Annotated in this window: 12 protein-coding genes and 2 pseudogenes; 1 reads left to right on the forward strand and 13 read right to left on the reverse strand. The window is 69.3% G+C overall.

Annotation, left to right across the window (positions count from 1 at the left end):
• Positions 1-38: 38 nt before the first annotated feature.
• The 5 genes and pseudogenes from LZP97_RS14135 to LZP97_RS14155 form a co-directional block, all read right to left on the reverse strand.
• Positions 39-1,238 (reverse strand): acetate kinase, encoded by a 1,200-nt coding sequence (locus LZP97_RS14135; RefSeq protein ID WP_234574693.1) that lies wholly within the window; start codon positions 1,236-1,238, stop codon positions 39-41.
• Positions 1,235-3,319 carry a phosphate acetyltransferase gene (pta, locus tag LZP97_RS14140; RefSeq protein ID WP_017681275.1) on the reverse strand — a complete coding sequence of 695 codons (2,085 nt, stop codon included), beginning with the start codon at positions 3,317-3,319 and terminating at the stop codon, positions 1,235-1,237. Before pta ends, LZP97_RS14135 begins: the two co-directional genes overlap by 4 nt.
• Before the next feature lie 84 nt (positions 3,320-3,403).
• Positions 3,404-4,251, reverse strand: a pseudogene (gene catA / locus LZP97_RS14145) (catechol 1,2-dioxygenase).
• A 19-nt stretch (positions 4,252-4,270) separates the two neighbouring features.
• Positions 4,271-5,890, reverse strand: coding sequence for a 4-hydroxyphenylacetate 3-hydroxylase family protein (locus LZP97_RS14150; protein WP_234574694.1), 1,620 nt, complete (start codon positions 5,888-5,890; stop codon positions 4,271-4,273).
• A gap of 31 nt (positions 5,891-5,921) precedes the next feature.
• The gene (locus LZP97_RS14155) at positions 5,922-6,494 is read right to left on the reverse strand and encodes a flavin reductase family protein (RefSeq protein ID WP_026137888.1); all 573 of its coding nucleotides are present in this window, start codon (positions 6,492-6,494) and stop codon (positions 5,922-5,924) included.
• A gap of 237 nt (positions 6,495-6,731) precedes the next feature.
• Here LZP97_RS14155 and LZP97_RS14160 point away from each other — a divergent pair.
• Positions 6,732-7,675, forward strand: a pseudogene (locus tag LZP97_RS14160) (AraC family transcriptional regulator).
• A 78-nt stretch (positions 7,676-7,753) separates the two neighbouring features.
• Here LZP97_RS14160 and fgd read toward each other — a convergent pair.
• From fgd to LZP97_RS14200, 8 genes are all read right to left on the reverse strand, one after another.
• Positions 7,754-8,767, reverse strand: a complete 1,014-nt coding sequence (gene fgd, locus LZP97_RS14165; protein WP_234574696.1) for a glucose-6-phosphate dehydrogenase (coenzyme-F420) — start codon at positions 8,765-8,767, stop codon at positions 7,754-7,756.
• A gap of 71 nt (positions 8,768-8,838) precedes the next feature.
• Positions 8,839-9,306, reverse strand: coding sequence for an RDD family protein (locus tag LZP97_RS14170; RefSeq protein WP_017681271.1), 468 nt, complete (start codon positions 9,304-9,306; stop codon positions 8,839-8,841).
• Positions 9,303-10,043, reverse strand: a complete 741-nt coding sequence (locus LZP97_RS14175; RefSeq protein WP_010593148.1) for a hypothetical protein — start codon at positions 10,041-10,043, stop codon at positions 9,303-9,305. Before LZP97_RS14175 ends, LZP97_RS14170 begins: the two co-directional genes overlap by 4 nt.
• Positions 10,044-10,116: 73 nt before the next feature.
• A complete protein-coding gene (locus LZP97_RS14180) occupies positions 10,117-10,587 on the reverse strand; it encodes a hypothetical protein (RefSeq protein ID WP_234575064.1) in 471 nt (156 codons plus the stop codon).
• A 147-nt stretch (positions 10,588-10,734) separates the two neighbouring features.
• Positions 10,735-12,570, reverse strand: a complete 1,836-nt coding sequence (locus tag LZP97_RS14185) for a sigma-54-dependent Fis family transcriptional regulator (protein WP_010593150.1) — start codon at positions 12,568-12,570, stop codon at positions 10,735-10,737.
• A gap of 75 nt (positions 12,571-12,645) precedes the next feature.
• Complete coding sequence (locus LZP97_RS14190; RefSeq protein ID WP_234574698.1) at positions 12,646-13,455, reverse strand: hypothetical protein; 810 nt, start codon at positions 13,453-13,455, stop codon at positions 12,646-12,648.
• A 116-nt stretch (positions 13,456-13,571) separates the two neighbouring features.
• The gene (locus LZP97_RS14195) at positions 13,572-15,896 is read right to left on the reverse strand and encodes a hydantoinase B/oxoprolinase family protein (RefSeq protein ID WP_234574699.1); all 2,325 of its coding nucleotides are present in this window, start codon (positions 15,894-15,896) and stop codon (positions 13,572-13,574) included.
• Positions 15,897-15,921: 25 nt separating this feature from the next.
• Complete coding sequence (locus LZP97_RS14200; RefSeq protein ID WP_017681268.1) at positions 15,922-18,048, reverse strand: hydantoinase/oxoprolinase family protein; 2,127 nt, start codon at positions 18,046-18,048, stop codon at positions 15,922-15,924.
• Positions 18,049-18,076 lie beyond the last annotated feature (28 nt).

Genomic DNA, 18,076 nt, shown 5'->3' on the forward strand with positions numbered 1-18,076 from the left:
CGACAACCTCCCGCTCGGCGCGGAAACGTCCCTCTCGCCTACACCAGCGCCGCGGCCGCCCGCGCGATCGCGAGCTCCTCGTCGGTGGGGATCACGAGGACCTCCACCTGCGACGTGTCCGCCGAGATGCGTCGCTCGCCGCGCTCCGGCGCGACGTTGCGTGCGTCTTCGACGACGATGCCGAGGCGTTCGAGGCCGGCGAGGGCGTCGCGGCGGACGTCGACGTTGTTCTCGCCCACCCCGCCGGTGAACACGACGACGTCGACGCCGCCGAGTTCGACGAGATATGCGCCGAGGTACTTGCGCAGCCGGTGCACGTAGACGTCGTAGGCCAGCTTCGCGTCCTCGGAACCCTCGGCGACGAGCCGCAGCAGCGCCCGGAAGTCGTTGACACCCGACAGGCCCTTGAGCCCGGAGCGCCGGTTGAGCAGGCCGTCGATGGTGTCGACGTCCATCCCCGCGCTGCGATTCAGATGCAGCAGCACGCCGGGATCGATGTCACCGCACCGGGTTCCCATCACCAGACCTTCGAGAGGGGTCAGTCCCATGGACGTGTCGACGGGCCGGCCGCCGGCGATCGCGGAGGCCGACGCACCGTTGCCGAGATGCAGCACGATCTGGTTCAGCTCCGACAGCTCGCGTCCGAGGAACCGCGCCGCACGTTCGGACACGTACTGGTGCGACGTGCCGTGGAACCCGTACCGCCGGATTCCGTGTGCCCGGGCGACGTCCCGGTCGATCGCGTAGGTCGCGGCTGCGGCGGGCAGGGCGTGGAAGAACGCCGTGTCGAACACCCCGACGTGCGGAATGTCGGGCAGTTCCTCGCGCGCGACCTCCATGCCGATGACGTTCGCGGGATTGTGCAGCGGCGCAAGAACGGACAGTTCCTCGACGGTGCGCACCACGTCGTCGTCGACGAGGGTGGGCTCGTGGAACACCTCACCGCCGTGGACGAGCCGGTGGCCGACGGCGATGATGCCGGCCTCGCGCAGGGGCCGGCCCAGTCCCTCCACCCAGTCGAGGACGATCCGCAGTCCGGCCCGGTGGTCCTCGATGGGACCGACGTGTTCCTCGGTTCCGGTGGTGTGGTGGAACACGACCCGGCCCTCCGGCTCGCCGATCCGCTCGATGAGACCGTGCGCCACCGACTCCCCGGTCTCGGGGTGGACGAGCTGGAACTTGATCGACGACGAGCCCGAGTTGAGCACCAGCACGGTGCCTTCCGTCCGGGCGCTCATTCGTCGGCCTCCTGCGCCTGGATGGCGGTGATCGCCACCGTGTTCACGATGTCCTGGATCAGCGCCCCCCGCGACAGGTCGTTGACGGGCTTGCGCAGGCCCTGCAGTACCGGCCCGACGGCGACGGCTCCGGCGCTGCGCTGCACGGCCTTGTAGGTGTTGTTGCCGGTGTTGAGGTCCGGGAAGATGAACACGGTCGCCCGGCCGGCGACCTCCGAGCCGGGCAGTTTGGCGCTGGCGACGGACGGTTCGATCGCGGCGTCGTACTGGATCGGTCCTTCCACCGGCAGATCCGGCCGGCGTTCGCGCACCAGGGCGGTGGCGGCGCGGACCTTGTCGACGTCGGCGCCCGACCCGGATTCGCCGGTCGAGTAGGACAGCATCGCGATGCGCGGTTCGATGCCGAAACGGGCGGCGGTGGCGGCGGAGGAGATCGCGATGTCGGCGAGCTGTTCGGTGGTGGGGTCGGGGACCACCGCGCAGTCGCCGTAGGCGAGCACCCGGTCCGACAGGCACATGAGGAAGATGCTCGACACCGTGGACACGCCGGGTTCGGTCTTGACGATCTCGAAGGACGGCCGGATGGTGTGGGCGGTGGTGTGCGCGGCACCGGAGACCATGCCGTCGGCAATGCCGAGATGGACCATCATCGTGCCGAAATACGAGATGTCGCTCATGATTTCGCGGGCGCGTTCGATCGTCATTCCCTTGTGGGCACGCAGCCGGGCGTATTCCTCGGCGAACTGCTCGGCGAGGTCGGACGATCTGGGATCGAGCACTTCCGCGGCGCTCAGGTCGACGCCGAGTTCGGTGGCCCGGCGCCGCACCTGGGTCTCGTCGCCGAGGATCGTCAGGTCGGCGATCCGGCGTTGCAGGACACGGCCCGCCGCGCGCAGGATCCGATCGTCGTCGCCCTCGGGCAGCACGATGTGCCGGCGCCGGCGGCGTGCCCAGTCGATGAGCTGGTACTCGAACATCTGCGGGGTCGTGACGGACGGCCGGGGCACGTCGAGGCGGCTCAACAGCTGATCGGTGTCCACGTGCTGTTCCATCAGCGCGACGGCGGTGTCGATCTTGCGGTGCGCGCCGAGAGCCATGCGGCCACGCGTCCGGTCGGCCGCCGACGCGGTGTCGAAGGTTCCGAGGCTCGTCGTCAGGATCGGCAGGCTGGGCTTGAGCCCGGCGACGAGCTGCGCCACCGCCGGGTGCGGCAGGAGCCCGCCGTTCATGATGATCCCGGCCAGCGACGGAAACCCCTCGGCCGCATTGGCATTGACGAGGGCGAGGAGCACGTCGGAGCGGTCCGCGGGCGCGATGACCACGACGCTCTCGGTGAGGCGTTCGAGGATGTGCTCGGCGGTCATGCCGCCGACCATGACGCGCAGCGCTTCGCGGTGCAGCAGTTCCGGGTCACCGCTGTAGAGTTCGCCGTCGACCGCGGTGAGCAGTTCCCCCATGGTCGGCGCGACGAGGATCGGCACCTCCGGCAGCGTCCACAGCGGCACCCCCCGGTCGCCGACGGCCGCGGCGATCTCGTCGAGCCGGTCGGCGGGACAGCGGTTGACGACGATGCCGGTCAGGTGGGCGTGCTGGGCGGCGAGTTCGGCGGTGCACACGCCGGTCAGTTGCGCCACCTCGTCGGGGGTGCGCCGCGAGCCACGCAGGACGAGCAGGACGGGCGCATCGAGATTCGCGGCAATGCGGGCGTTGTAGCCGAGTTCGCTGGGGTTGGCGATCTCCGTGTAGTCGCTGCCGACGATGACGACGGCGTCGCAGCGGTCCGCGACGGCGTGGTACTTGACGACGATCTCGCTGAGGGCGGCCTCGGGGTCGGCGTGCACGTCGTCGTAGGTGGCGCCGACACACTCGTCGTAGTCGAGGTCGACGGTGATGCGTTCGAGGAGCAGTTCGAGGATGTAGTCGCGGTCGCCGTCGGAGCGGGCGATGGGGCGGAAGACACCGACCCGCGCGGCGGAGGCGCACAGCGCCTGGAGCAGGCCGAGCGCGACGGTGGACTTGCCGGTGTCGCCCTCCGGGGCGGCGATGTAGATGCTCGACACGGACTCGGCGGCGGCGCTCATGGCTCACACGATAGGCGGCTCGCCGCCGGTGCGTCCTTTGGGCTGCGGGAGCAACCCGAAAGACACACCGGCGGCGGGGCGGTGTCAGTCGGCGAGCGGGTCGAGCGCGAAGTCGTACGTGGCGACCCTGCGCCCGGCGTCGTCGGCCTGGGGGTCGAGGACGAGTTCCGGCTTCGTCGCCGTCGCGACGTCGTCGTCGAGCCACTCACCGCCGGCGAAGTACAGCTGGGTGACGATCGGGTGCCGGCCGGGCGCGGTCACCCGCAGGTGCAGGTGGGCGGGGCGCCACGGGTGCCAGCCGGCCGCCTCGATGAACCGGCCGGTGGGCCCGTCCGTCGGGATCTGGTACGGGGCCGGTTCGATGGTGGTGATCGCGTAACGGCCCTCGGTGTCGGCGACGACGGTGCCACGCAGATTCCACTGCGGCAGGTGCGGGGCGAACTGCGAGTAGTGGCCCTCGTCGTCGGCGTGCCAGATCTCGATGCGTGCGCCGTCGAGGCCCCGGCCGTCGAGGTCGGTGACCTGCCCGCGCAGGACCAGCGGGGCATGGACGCGATCCTCGTCGCGCATCGGGAGGGTGCACTGTGCGGCTAGTTCGGGGCGCCCGGAACGTAGTACGGCCCCTCGATGCTGCCCTTGGTGCCGCGGAATCGCCGGGAGTTGACGTCCTCGATCTCGTGCTCGACGAACACGTCGAGCAGCAGGGGCCACTCGCCGCCCTCGCCGACGTCGATGAGCCACTGCTTGAGCACGCGGTACTCGTCGTAGGTGACGGCATGCTTCTGGATCAGCGCGCTGAATCCCGCGAGGGCTTCGGTCGCGATGGCGGACAACCGCTCCGGTGAGGTGTCGGCGGTGAAGCGTTCGCCCTTGAACTTGTCGGTGGCGGCGTTGCCGGAGGCGACGGCGGTGGGGCTTTCGGTGATGGTCATGGTGTCTCCCGGGAAGTGGTCAGGCGCGGCGGAAGTGGGACACGTCGTCGTTGCCGACGAGGTCGGGCACGGTCCAGCCGTCGAGGTCGTACTCGCTCATGAACTGCTCGGCCAGGCCCTTCATCGAGGACACGTCCCCGCGGCCTTCCGCCGCGAAGAGCAGCTCGGCCTTGACGTTCTCGTGGTTGCCGGCGTAGTTGCGCTCGTAGAGCTCGTGTCGGCCGCCGAATTCGGAGCCGATCGAGTCCCACAGCGCCTTCATCACCTTGACCCGGTCCACCGCGGTGATGCCGTCCGAGCCGCGGACGTACTTGTCCAGGTAGGGCCGCACGTCCGGATTCTTGAAATCGGCCGCGGAGGAGGGCAGGTAGATCAGGCCCGACGCGACGTCCTGTTCGATGATCTCCTTGATGCGCGGGTAGCCCTGCATCGCGAACATCCGGTAGGTCAGGCCGTATTCGAGCTTCGGGATGACGGTGTCCCCGATCCACGGCTCCGGGTTGTTGACCATCGCGTCGGTGAGCGACCAGAACAGGTTGCGCCAGCCGATGACCTCGCCGACGCGGGTCTGCACGCCGCGGAACCCGCCGGCGCCGGTCGCGTCGAGGGCCTTCATCAGCAGGCCGGCGATGAAGTCGAGCTTGACCGCCAGACGGGTGCAGCCCTGCAGGGTGAACCGGGGCAGGAAGCCGGACTGCGGGAAGAACGCGTTGATCTTCTCCACGTCGCCGTACATGAAGACGTTCTCCCACGGCACCAGCACCTTGTCGAAGATGAAGATGGCGTCGTTCTCGTCCATGCGCGAGGAGAGCGGGTAGTCGAACGGCGAGCCGACGACATTGGCGTTCTGCGAGTAGGAGGCCCGGGAGATGAGCTTGATGCCGGGAGCGTCCATCGGCACCGTGCAGATCAGGGCGAATTCCTTCTTCTTGATCGGCAGGCCGTAGTGGGCGATGAAGTTGTAGTTGGTGATCGCCGAGCCGGTGGCGACGACCTTGGCGCCGGAGACGATCAGGCCGGCGTCGGTCTCCTTCTCGACCTTCATGAACACGTCCCCGACCTGGTCGGGCGGGAGCTGACGGTCCACCGGGGGGTTGATGATGGCGTGGTTCCAGTACAGGACCTTCTCCTGCGATTCGCGGTACCAGCGCTTGGCGTTGTCCTGGAACGGCGAGTAGAACTCGTCGTTGGCGCCGAGCGTGCCGAGGAAGGACGCCTTGTAGTCGGGGGACCGGCCCATCCAGCCGTACGTCATCCGCGCCCAGGTGGCGATGGCGTCGCGGTCGGCTCGCAGGTCGTCCGCGGACTTCGGGGTGCGGAAGAACGGCATCGTCACCCCGCCGTTGCCGGTGTCGGTGGGGGTGGTGAGGGTGCCGACGTGCTCGCCGGTGTGCAGCGCGTCGTACAGCCGGGCGGTCATGCGGATGGAGTTGCGGAACGCGGGGTGGTTGGTGAAGTCCTTCACGCGCTCGCCGTGCAGGTAGATCTCGCGGCCGTCGTCGATCGACGCAATGTACTCGTCGCCGGTCATGGGCCGGGCGGCGAAGTTCTGCTGCTGATTGGCCGGGTGGTCCGCGGCGACGTTGACCTTCGACCGGTCGACGGTGCCGGTGGCGGGGGCTGCTTCGGTGGTGGTCATGCTCTTCCCTTCGAGAGAGGCGGGCGTGGGATCAGGAGGCAGCGCGGGCGAGCTGCGCGGGCAGTGGGGTGAATGTGGCTGTGGCGTCGAACCATCCGCTGTGCGGATCGTCGAGGCACCCGTTCCATGCGGTCGAGCCGGATCGGTCCCCGAGGTCGTGGAAGGTGCTGCGGAAGAACAGGAGCGGGTCCTTCTCGGCGTCGACGGAGGCGTCGACGATCTCGCCGACGAAGATGACGTGGTCGCCGCCGTCGTACTCGGCCCACGGCCGGCAGATCAGGGTGGCGGCGTTACCGGGGAAGGCGGGTGCGATCCCGGTGTCGTCCCAGTCCGGTGCGACGGCCTGCGGCCTGCCGGCGAAATGCAGTGCGGTGGAGAGTTGGTCGGCCGCGAGGATGTTCACGGCGAACGGCGCGTCGGTGAGGTAGCCGCACGCCTTCGACGTCCGCGTCAGCGTCACCTGGCACAGCCTCGGCTCCAGCGAGACGGCCGTGAAGGCGGTGACCGTGGCCCCGTGCGGGGTGCCCTCGGCGCCGGCGCACGTGACCACCGTGACCCCACTGGCGAACTGGCCGAAGATGTTGCGAAGTGCTCGCTGGTCCATGGGGAGACCGCCTTCCTGCACGATGTGCGATTGCGGGTCGATCCGGAACGAGAACCAACGTATGACCCGGATCACACTCCGTCGATCCGCGTTGCGAAGGGGCGATCCGCATTGCGAAGCGGGCTCGGACCAGGCCGGATCGACCGGGCGACACGTGACCGTCGTCACAGTACGGTGCTAGCGTGGGGAGTTGCCCACACACCGGCACAGCACCAGTTGGGAGGGTTGGAAGGGCGAATGCGAGCACCGGAGAGCCGCGGCTTCACGGACTGGGACGAAGTGCACGACGTGGTGTCCCAGGCGTACTTCCCGCACCAGCTGACGCTTCTCGGCCGTGGGCCCGCAGCCCGCACGTCGCTGGAATCGACCCAGCTCGGCGCCTCGCGGCTGGCGCGGATCGGATTCGGGGTGGACGTGTTGATCCGTTCCGAGCACCCCGGCGCGTACGGCATCAACATTCCCCTGACCGGGCACCTCGTCACCGCCGTCGGCCGCGACGAGGTCGTGTCGGCTCCCGGGCTGGCGACGGTCTGCCCGCCCGGGAGCCGACCGTCATCACCCGGTGGAGCAGTTCGTGCGAGATCATCGGGTTCAAGGTCGACCGCGACTACGTGCAGCGCGAGATGGACCGCCTGCTCCCCCGCCCCGGCAGGCGGCTGCCCGCGCAGTTGGATCTGCGGTCCGGCGCGGGGGCCGACTGGTTGCGTCTCGTGCGTGCGATCGCGGACGAGTCGCTGCGGGACAACGTCCTGCTCCGCAGCGACCAGGTGGCCGAGCAGCTGTGCCGCGCCGTCACGACAGCCCTCGTGCTCGCCGCCGCGCCGGACGACCGCGACTGCCCGGCCGGAGCACGTCCGCGGACCGTCAAGAGGGTGATGGACGCGATCCAGCAGGATCCGGCGCGTCAGTGGACCGCCGCAGACATGGCCGAACTCGTCGGCGTCAGTGTCCGTCGCATTCAGCAGGGGTTCCGCGAGTGCGTCGGCATGACACCGATGGAATACCTCGCCGACGTCCGGCTCGAGCGTGTCCATGCAGATCTGTCCGTGAGCGATTGCACCGCAACTGTTTCCGATGTCGCGCTCCGCTGGGGCATCATGCACACCGGACGGTTCGCGGCCGCGTACCGGCGCAAGTACGGCGTGAGCCCGTCCGAGACGCTGCGCGGCGTGACCGCCTGATCCCAGGCGGCTCCGCCGCCGGTGTGCCTTTTGGGCGGTCAGGGCAGCCCAAAAGGCACACCGGCGGCGTCAGCCGCGTCAGGCCAACGCACGCAGGCGCGGCGCCAGATCACGCTCGAACAACTCCAGGAACCGCCGCTGATCGTGCCCCGGCGCATGGAACACCAGATGATTGAGCCCGGCCTTCACGTACGCGGCGACCTGCTCGACCGCCTCGTCCGGATCCGACGCCACGATCCACCGCTTGGCCACCTGCTCGATCGGCAACGCATCCGCCGCCGCCTCCATCTCGATCGGATCGTCGATCGAATGCTTCTGCTCCGGCGTGAGCGAGAGCGGCGCCCAGAACCGGCAGTTCTCCAGCGCCTTCTCCGGATCGGTGTCGTAGGAAATCTTGATCTCGATCATCTTGTCGATCCGGCGTGCGTCGCGTTCGGCCTTCTCGGCGCCCTCCGCCACCGCCGGCAACAGCTTCTCGGTGTAGAGCTCCATGCCCTTGCCCGAGGTGCAGATGAACCCGTCCCCCGCCCGGCCCGCATACCGCGCCACCACCGGACCGCCCGCCGCGATGTACACCGGGATCCCACCTTCGGGCACGTCGTAGATCGACGCCCCCTTCGCGGCGTAGAACTCCCCCTCGAAATCGACCCGCTCCCCCGTCCACAACGCCCGCATCAGCCGCACCGACTCGCGCAACCGCGCGAAGCGTTCCTTGAACTCCGGCCACTGGCCTTCGTAGCCGGTGGCGATCTCGTTGAGCGCCTCCCCCGTGCCCACCCCGAGCATGACCCGCCCCGGATACAGGCACCCCATCGTCGCGAACGCCTGCGCGATCACCGCCGGGTTGTACCTAAACGTCGGGGTCAGCACCGAGGTGCCCAGCTGCAACCGCGAGGTGCGCTCCCCGACCGCGGTCATCCACGCCAACGAGAACGGCGCATGCCCCCCGTTGTGCCGCCACGGCTGGAAATGATCCGACACCGTCGCCGAATCCATCCCCCGCTCCTCCGCGAGCACCGCCAGCTCCACCAGCTCCCGCGGCCCGAACTGCTCCGCCGACGCCTTGTACCCCAACTTCAGACCCTGCGACACCACGAACTCCTACCCGTCTACGTTTCTCAGCCGGGTTCGAGTATGCCCAGCCGACTGTGACGGGCGCGACGTCACGTCTCGAATTCGGCCGGATGCAGATGCGGTTGCCAGTCGTAGACGACGCTGGTGCGCAGGAGGATGTCCTGCAGAGACCGCCGGCGCCGGTCCACCGCCACCCACAGCAACCCGAAGCCGAACATCACGCACAGCCAGGCCCGCGCCGCGGAACGAATCCACCCGACGAGGTCGCCGTTGCGGCTGACCACCCGTAACCCCATCACCACCGCGCCGAGTGTTCGTCCCGTCGTCGCCCAGCACGCCGTCAGGTACACCACCGCGACACCGACGAACACGGCGACGGACAGCAGGATCTGTGCGTCCGGGAGGGTGAACTCCTGCGGCGAGAACAGCAGTCGCGCGAACAGCACGGCCAGGTAGATCCCGCCCATCACCGTGAGCACCACGCCGAGGTCGACGGCAGCCGCGATACCCCGCGTGACGATCCCCGCCGGCCCGTGCGGCTGCCCGCCGCCGGTCACGCGGGTGCTTCCGGGGTTTCCGGCACGCGTCCGAAGAACCGCCCGACGAACCCGGACACCGCGTCGTCGGCGTGCATCCCTTGGCTGCGGACGCCGCGGACCGCCTCGGTGGACATGGACCCCGTCGACTCGCGGATGATGCTCGGCAGGTCGACCCCCTCGATCACCGCGTTCGCCAGTCCGACGAGGTCGACCCGCCCGATGATCGCGTCCACGTCGATCTTCGCCGCGAGCGCGTCCAGGTCGACGCGGTCGATGATCGCCTCGACATCGATCTTCGCCGCGAGCGCGTCGAGGTCCACGCGGTCGACGATCGCCGCCACATCCACTCGCGCGGCGACCGCGTCGATGTCGACGCGGGCCAGGATCGGTGCGATCGCGATGCGTGCCGCGACGGCGTCGATGTCCACCCGGTCGAGGATCCGCTCGATGTCGATCCCCTCCGCGAGGACGTCGAGGTCCACGTGGTCCCGCACGACGGCGGTGATGTCCACGACGTCCAGGGCCGCGTCCACCACCCTGCGCACCACGGTGTGCAGCACCCGGTCCGCGATCTCGTCCCCGGCGCGCAGGGTCTCGGCGCCGCGCGACTCGAGGGCGACGAGCGCCGGGTCCACACCCGGTAGCCGGCGCGCTGCGTCGACGCCGAACAGAAGCATGCGACGAATCCCGTCGCCCACGGTGGCCGCGGCCCCCACCGCCACGCGCACCGGGTCCGGGGCGGTCCTGCCGTTCATACCGATATCAAAGCCCTCCGGCGCCCGAAATGCACGTAGTTCCCGATCGGCGGGGGATCTCCGACCGGAACGTTCACGCGGATCGGTTCAGGACCCGAGCGGCCGGACGCGACCCCGGGGCGAATTCGACGGTGACGGACCGGGCTCCGGAGTACGCGAGGAGTGCCTGCACCGCCTCGGTGTACGGGCCCCGAGGGTCCGGGATCCGCCGGACATCCGGTACGGGAACGACGGGTGCCTCCGAAACGGGCAACAGGATCTCCGCGTCGAGCCGGCTGCGGCTCCCCTCGATCAGTAACCCTTCGGTGACCACCCGGCGCACCGGCACATCGTGCCGCCCCCGGACGTCGCCCACCACCAGTGCCACGTACTCGTCGTCGTCGACGACGACGGTGATCAGACGCCCTCGCCGGGTTCCGACCGTCAGCGGGACGTCCGAGACGAGCTCGGCGCCGGCCGGCGACCCGGACGATTCGGGGACCGGACATCTGTTGGTGTGCAGGATCATTCGTCGCCGGTTCCAGCTGAAGAACGGCTCGTCCATGACGTCCACGACTCTCGTTCCTCCTTCGCGCTGACGAGATGTGCTGTCTCCATCTTCGGCAGGAGGGGCGGTCGTGAACTGTCCCACATCCGGACACGGGTTCGCACCGTGCGAGCACCGGCGGCAGATTCGACGACCGGCGGGGGCCTACTCGCCGGTGAAACCGAACAGGGTCAGTTTCCGGTACAGCGACGACCGGGAGATTCCCAGGGCGCGCGCGGCGTGCACCCGGTTGCCACCGGTTTCCCGCAGGACCTTGGCGATGAGGTCCCGTTCGGCGGACTCGACCGCGTTGAGCTGCCGGCGCGGACCGTGCCGGCACCACTCGGGTAGGTCCTCGACCGTGATGGCACCGGCAGGCCGGTGCGCGACGGCGCAGCGCAGCGCCGCCTCGACCTCGTGGATGTTGCGCGGCCACGGATAGCGTGCCAGCACCCGCATGGCGTCGGGAGCGACGGTGCGGCTCTGCGATCCGGTGATCTTGCGGAGGACCTGGGCCACGACTCCTGCGATGTCGTCCGTGCGGTGTCGCAGGGCGGGAACGTGCACCGTCCGGTCGAGCGCCGCGAGCAGCGGGGCGAGGGTCTCGGAGGGCGGCTCCTCGGACTCCTCCATGGTGGCCACGACGAAGACGTGCTCGGCGACGGGTTCCGCCAGGGTCTCGGCCAGGGTGGTCGTGAGCGGGCCGGGCATCGCCTGGATGTTGCGCAGCACGTACAGGGTGGGGTTGGCGGAGGGCACCGTGAGCCCGGACAGATCGGTCTCGCTGCCGTCCACGAGGATGCTCCGCCCCCCGGCGTACAGGGAGTGGAAGATCTCGGACGCGAGAGAGGCCTTCCCCGTGCCCGGCTCGCCGGTGAGGAGCAGCTTCGCCCCGGCGGACAGGGCCTCCTCGATCTCGTCGCAGGCGCGCATCCACAGCGCGGAGGAACCGCTCGAGCGGAGACGATCCGTGCCGGCCGCGGCCAGACCGACCCGTCCGGAGTGCATGCGGTGCTCGCGAACGCGGTTCGGCACGGACGGCAGCGGTGCCGCGGACGCGGCCGCTTCGGAGACCTCCACGAGGTATCCGGCGGTGTCCTCGCCCGCCAGGATCCGGGTCGCCCGGACCCGGACGGACAGGCCGGTGCTCAGTTCGAGCAGTTCGTCGATTCGCGCGCGGTGCCCGATGACGTAGTCGACGTGTTCACCGACCCGGCGTTGGTCCTCCGGCGCGAGGAGGGTGTGGGCGAGCGGATTCGCGAGCGACATCGCGCTCCCGATCGCCATGAGGGCCGCCCCGCCGCGGGCGTCGGCGCGCACGAACGCGTCGAACAGCGCGTGCTGACGGGCGCTGCGGTCGCGGAACAGATTCTGTTCGATCTCCGCTGCCGCGGTCCGCACCACGGTCGTGAGCAGCGGCGACGAATGCTCGGTGAGGCAGCTGATGTCGATGACGCCGGCGACGCGTCCGCTGAACGGGTCCCGGATCGGTGCCCCGGAGCAGGCGAACGGCTGGAACCGTTCGTGGAAGTGCTCGGCGCCCTCGATCTGCACGGCCCGCCCGGATTCGAGCACCGTGCCGACGCCGTTCGTGCCGATCTGACCCTCGTTGTAGTCGAAGCCCGGTGCGAGCGAGACGTGGTCGAGCAGCCGTCCGATGGCCCGGGCACCGTCGAGGCGCATCAGCACCTGCGCCTTGGCGTCGGTCAGGGCGATGCTCACCGGGACGTCGACGGTCTCCTCCGCGAGCCGGTCCAGGACCGGCAGCGAGCACTGGACCAGGCGGGAGGCCCGGTCGACCTCACCCGCGAACCGGACCTCCCCACCGGACGGGCGGACGCCCGCCGCGGCGGAGCGTCGCCACGACGCGGACACGACGGACGAGACCAGCGAATCGTCCGGTTCGCCGGAGTCGAGGAATCCGGCCCGGGCCACCGCCACCCGCAGCCGTCGGTCCGCGCTCTTCACCGGCCGCCCCGCCCCGGTGTGGTCGTGATGCATGTCACGTCTCCAGGGTAGCGCCCGTCCTCCGGCCGGTGCCGCTCCCCGCGGCACCGGCGTGCAGGTCGTCCACGATCAGGCACCGGGGCCGTCGAGTGCGGCCAGCCGGGCGAGCACCGTCTCCGGGACCGCGTCCGCCGGCAGGTGCGCGAGCCGGAACACGCCGTGCGCGTCCGGGACGGCAGCCTCGTCGGCGAGCCAGTACTCGGAGCCGAGGACGTCACCCTCGTGCTCGCCGATCGAGACGGTGTCCTCGCCGCGCAGTCCGATCTCCCACCGGTAGTGCGCGGCCACGTTGGTCACGGGCACGTACGACTGCGGATCGGCCGGCGGCAACGCGGCGGCAGCGCCCGGCGCGATCCGCTCGTCGAGCAGGACCGCCGCGACCGGCACCTCGGCGAAGCCGCGCAGCCAGTCGGCGACGTACATCGCGGCGGCCTCGACGCGGTCCGCATCCAGGTCCGCGACGTCCCCGGGGTGGGTCGCCGCCAGCCAGGCCCGCGGCGAGGGGATCTGCAGCACCAGCGGCAGCCGGGTCGTGCCGGCCACGGTGGCCGCGAGCGTCGCCACGGCGCGGGCGGTCGCGGCGTCCGCCAGCAGTGCCCGCAACGCGTACCCGGTCCGGGACCGTGCGGCCATCGCCTCGCGCAGGCGCGGGTCGTCCGCCGCGAGGCGGTAGTACTCGCCGAGATCGAGCAGCGTGACGTCCGGTCGCAGGAGCCCGTGGGCCTGGTTGAGGAAGTTCGACAGCGCGGTGGGATCCTCCCAGGGCACCGGGTTGCCGCGGAGCAGGACCCGGCGGCTGTAGTCGAGATGGTCGACGACGAGCGGGACCCGGCGCCCGGAGACCGGCGCGTCGAGTACGGCGGGAAACGAGATGGTCATGATTCTGACTCCAGGGAGTGGGTGCCCGCACGGTGAGGGGAGCACACGTGCGGGCACCCGGCTTGGGTGGATCGGGGGGCCGGAGCCGGCCGGCACCGGCTCCGGCCGGACCGGTTTCAGGACTTACGGTGGACGATCTCGCCGTGCTTGGACTCGAGTTCCTTCACCCGGGCCGTGAGCTCGGCGATCTTCAGCTCTCGCCGGTCGGGCATCATGATGATCGGCATCTTGTCGATCGTCGTGGTGACCCGCTCGGCGCCGTGGACGGTGAAGTGCGTGGCGGTCAGTTCCTCGGTGTCGCCCCAGGATCCGTAGTACAGCAGATCCGCCGGCGGTTCGGGCGTCACGAACTTCTCGACGAACTCGCCGTAGGGCACGCCGCGGGAGAGCCGGTCGCGCCGCATCGACGCGCGCAGCGCCTCCGTGGCGTCGACGTCCACGACGAACGTGTCCGGTGCGTACACGACGCCGTAGATGTCGTGCGCCACCTTCGCGGAGATCCGGTCGATCTCGAGATCCGCGACCACGTCCTCCGGGGCGCGTTCGAGCGGATCTCCGTACCCGCCGCCGGTGCCCTGCGAAATCATGTACAGTTCCCCGTCCTTGGCGACGTCGAACTGCAGGCCCATGTGGCTGGTGCTGTACTCGGCGCCCTCGAAGGGCTGTTCGTTCATCACCTTCTCGATGGACAGGTCGAACCGTTCCGGGTTGCGGCGCAGTTCGTCGTAGACGTTGACGCCCTTGACCGTCGCGAGGGGGTAGGTGTTGCAGCCGTACCCGCCGAACTGCCCGCTGACGGAGGAGAACTTCGCGCCGGAGGTCACCGTCATGAAGCCCCACAGCGGGGTGCCCTCGGCCGCGACGATCATCTCGTAGCCCATGCCGCCGCGGTACTTGCCGAATCCCTGGTTGTCGCGGACGATCCGCTTGCTCACCAGCTGCATGAAGGGCACCTCCTCCTCCATGACCTCCTGCTCGGCCGTGTCGGCCATCGCACAGAAGAGCGGGGAGACCGCGTCCTCGCCGTCGCGGAACGCCTTGGCGCCGCCGCCCATTCCGTTCAGGTCGGCGCACAGGTTGCCGACCTGGTCGCCGTGCTGGGTGACCCCACCCCACAGGAAGGTGTTGATCTGGTTGAACCAGGGCGCGATGACGTTGGAGAACTTCTCCGGGTTGGAGAACTGCAACTTGGCCCAGGGGTTCTGGAGCGCCGAGAAGCCGCGGAAGGAGGCCTGCAGCGACTGACCCATGGGGGCGTCGTAGCCGGCGTCGGACCACGTGTGCTCGTCGGAGATGATCTCGATGGGGCTCATCGCGGAGGTGCAGCGCGGCAGGTCCGGCCACCAGAACGCGAGGATGGCCTGCATCATCATCGACTTGACCGAGCACAGCGGCGAATTGATGGCCCGGTTCAGGATCTCCGGTCCGCTGCCGCGCAGGTCGATGGTCATCTTGTCGCCCTTCACCGTGATGGAGCAGGCGAGCTTGATGAGGATGTTCTCCTTGAGGGTGGAGTCCATGAACTGGTTGAACCGGACCGTGCCGTCGGGCAGTTCCCGGATGCGCCGGCGCACCTCGGCTTCGACGTCCTCGACGGTGATCCGCAGCGCCGCGACGAACGTCTCCACGCCGACCTCGTCGATGATCTTGTCGACGCGTTCCTGGATGCGCTGGACCGCACCGATCTTCACCTTCAGGTCCGCGAGCTGGAGCTTCGGGTCGCGGACCGAGTGCTGCAGGAAGGTGAGCAGGTCGCGGCGCAACTCGCCGCGCTCGACGATCTTGAACGGGCTCATCCGCAGCCCGTCGTCGAACGGGGTCTCCGAACCGGAGGGCATGCCGCCCGGTTCGCAGGCGCCGTTCTCGCCCTCGTGGATCGTGGCGGCCACCCAGGCGATGATGCGGTCGTCCCGGATGATCGGCATGATCATCGACTGGTCGGTGTTGTGGACGTTGCCGAAGCGGGCGTCGTTGTGGATGAACCCGTCGCCGGGGTGGATTCCGACGGTCGGCTCGTCCTTCCAGTACTTCATGATGTACCGGATCGGGTGGTGCAGGATCGCGGAGAACGCGATCACGCCGTGGCAGGACAGGTAGGTGACGTCCCCGGCCGCGGTGTAGATGGCCGTGGTGAGGTCGCCCCACTTGGCGCCCGGTGCCGCGCCCATCGCCTCGCACATCTCGAAGCCCTCGTCGAGGGCGCCGGCGAGGCGCTTGCGGATGCGGTCCACCTGCAGGGGGTCGACACCGTCGGCGAGGCATTGCTGTTCGAACTCGCTGCGGGAGGTGATGTGGTGCGAACGCATGATGTCGCGATCCGGGCCGAGGAACAGCGTCGTCTCGTCCATGAAGTCGTCGACCCACTGCTGTTCCTGCTCGTTCAGCGATGCCGTCAGGCGCTGCTCCGCAGCGGTTGCGAGGTCGTCGTGAAGTGCGGTCATGGCTGTGTCTCCTGTGCTTTCTGCGCTAGTCCTTGAGGAACCAGACGGCGCCCTGCGGTGAGGGTTCGAGGCGCCAGCCCGGCTCGACGAGGTAGGTCGTGTTCTCGGTGGTGACGATCGCCGGACCGGGAATCACGTGGTGGTGACTCAGCGCGTCGGCGTCGTAGATCGCGGTGGTGATCGCCCGGGGATGCGCGACGAAGTGGACGTCGCGGTGCCCGACCGGGGCCGGCAGCGTCCGTTCCCCGTCGTGGTGCAGGGAATCGAACTCGACGGTCTCACCGTTGACGTAGGACGCGACGCGAATGGTCTGGACGCGGATGCCGGCCTCGGGTGCGGCCGACCCCTCGCCGTAGCGCTTGGAGTAGATGTCGGAGAACGTGCGGATCAGGTGGAGCACGTCGCCGACCCCGTGGATCCGGTTGATGTCGAACGCCACCGCGGTCGTCACGAGCTGGTTGCCGTAGCGCAGGTCCATCTCGAGGCGGTGCTCGATCGCGCCGTCGCCGACGCCCTGACGGCGCAGGTCCTCCGCGCCCCGGGCCTCGAGCGCGGCGACGATCTCGTTGAACTCGTCGTAGCTGTCGTAGAGCCCGCGGGTGGTGGCGTTGTAGAGCACCACGTGGACGCCGCGTTCGTGGATGTGCAGTTGCTTCATGTTGCCGGCACCGCACGCGGAGAACACGGAGGAGAACGGCGGGGCGAGGATCTTGCGGATGCCGGCCTGGTCGGCGATCCCGCACGCGTGCAGCGGGCCGTTGCCGCCGTAGGCGAGCATCGTGAAGTCCTCCGGCAGGTAGCCGCGCACCCGCAGCTCCTTGGCGATGCCGATCGCCATCTGCTCGTCGACCGATCGCTTGATGACCTTGGCGACGTCGATGACGTCGAGGTCGAGCTCGTCGCACAGCTGTTCCTCGACGGCGAACACCGCGCGCTTGCGGTTGAGCTTGATGAAACCGTTGGCGTAGTTGTCCGGGTCCAGGTAGCCGAGCAGCAGGTCGGCGTCGGTCACCGTGGGGCGCAGCCCGCCGCGGTCGTAGCAGGCCGGACCGGGGTCCGAGCCGGCGGACTCGGGCCCGAGCCGGACCGAGTGGTGGATCCGGTCGTAGCTCGCGATGGATCCGCCTCCGGCACCGAGGGTTTCGAGGTGGATCATCGGGACCGAGACCAGCCAGCGGTCGATCGTGGGCTGGAAGTCGTAGTGCTTGACGCCGCCCGCCGGCACCAGGCCGATGTCGAAGGACGTGCCACCCATGTCGGTGGTGATGATGTTGCCGATCCCCGAGGACTCCGACAGATGCTCGGCGGCGCTGACACCCGCGACGGGACCCGAGTGGATGGTCTGCAGGGCATCGGTCGAGTTCATCTGGGCCATGCCACCGGAGTTGTGGATGATGAGCATCGGCTTGTCGTAGCCCGAGTCCCGCAGGTTGTTCGCGAGCTGGCTCATGGCGTGGAACATGATGCCGTGCAGGAAGCCGTCGACGATGGTGGACGTCGCGCGGACGTACTCGCCCTTGCGTCCGGAAACCTGGTGGCCGAGCAGGACCGGGATCGCGCCGAGCTGATGCTCCGGGTACTCCTCCTGGATGATCTCCATGATCCGCAGCTCGTGGGTGGGATTCTCGGTGGCGTTCACCAGCGACACCACGAGCGCCTGCGCGCCGGCGTCGACGAGCTCGCGCACCATCTCGCGCACGTTCCGCTCGACGAGCGGGACGACGATCTCGCCGGCCGAGTTGACCCGCTCCTGGACCGACCGGATCAGGCTGCGGTGGACCAGCGGGTCGGGGCGCTCCGCGGCCGGAAGGTTCTGCTGCATCGACGGATCGAGGCCCTCACCGTAGCCCCGTCCGCGGGAGAGCGGGATGGTGTCCTCGAAGCCGTGGGTGACGATGGCACCGACGCGCGGACCCTTGCGTTCGATGAGGGCGTTGGTGCCGAGTGTGGTGGCGTAGCGGACCGAATCCACCTGGGACAGCACGTCGTCCCGGTCCAGCTCGGCGCGACGGCAGGCGAGGTCGAGGGCCTCGTTGAAACCCTGGGCCAGGTTGTGGTGAGTGGTGAGGGCCTTGGCCTCGACGTACTTGTCGTCCCAGGCGAAGAAGCAGTCGGTGAAGGTGCCGCCGATGTCGACGGAGATTCGTTTCATGGTGACGGGGTTCCTTGCGGGTCGCGGT

The sequence above is a fragment of the Rhodococcus sp. DMF-1 genome (genome assembly GCF_021441945.1).
In the GTDB taxonomy this organism is placed as follows: domain Bacteria; phylum Actinomycetota; class Actinomycetes; order Mycobacteriales; family Mycobacteriaceae; genus Rhodococcus; species Rhodococcus ruber.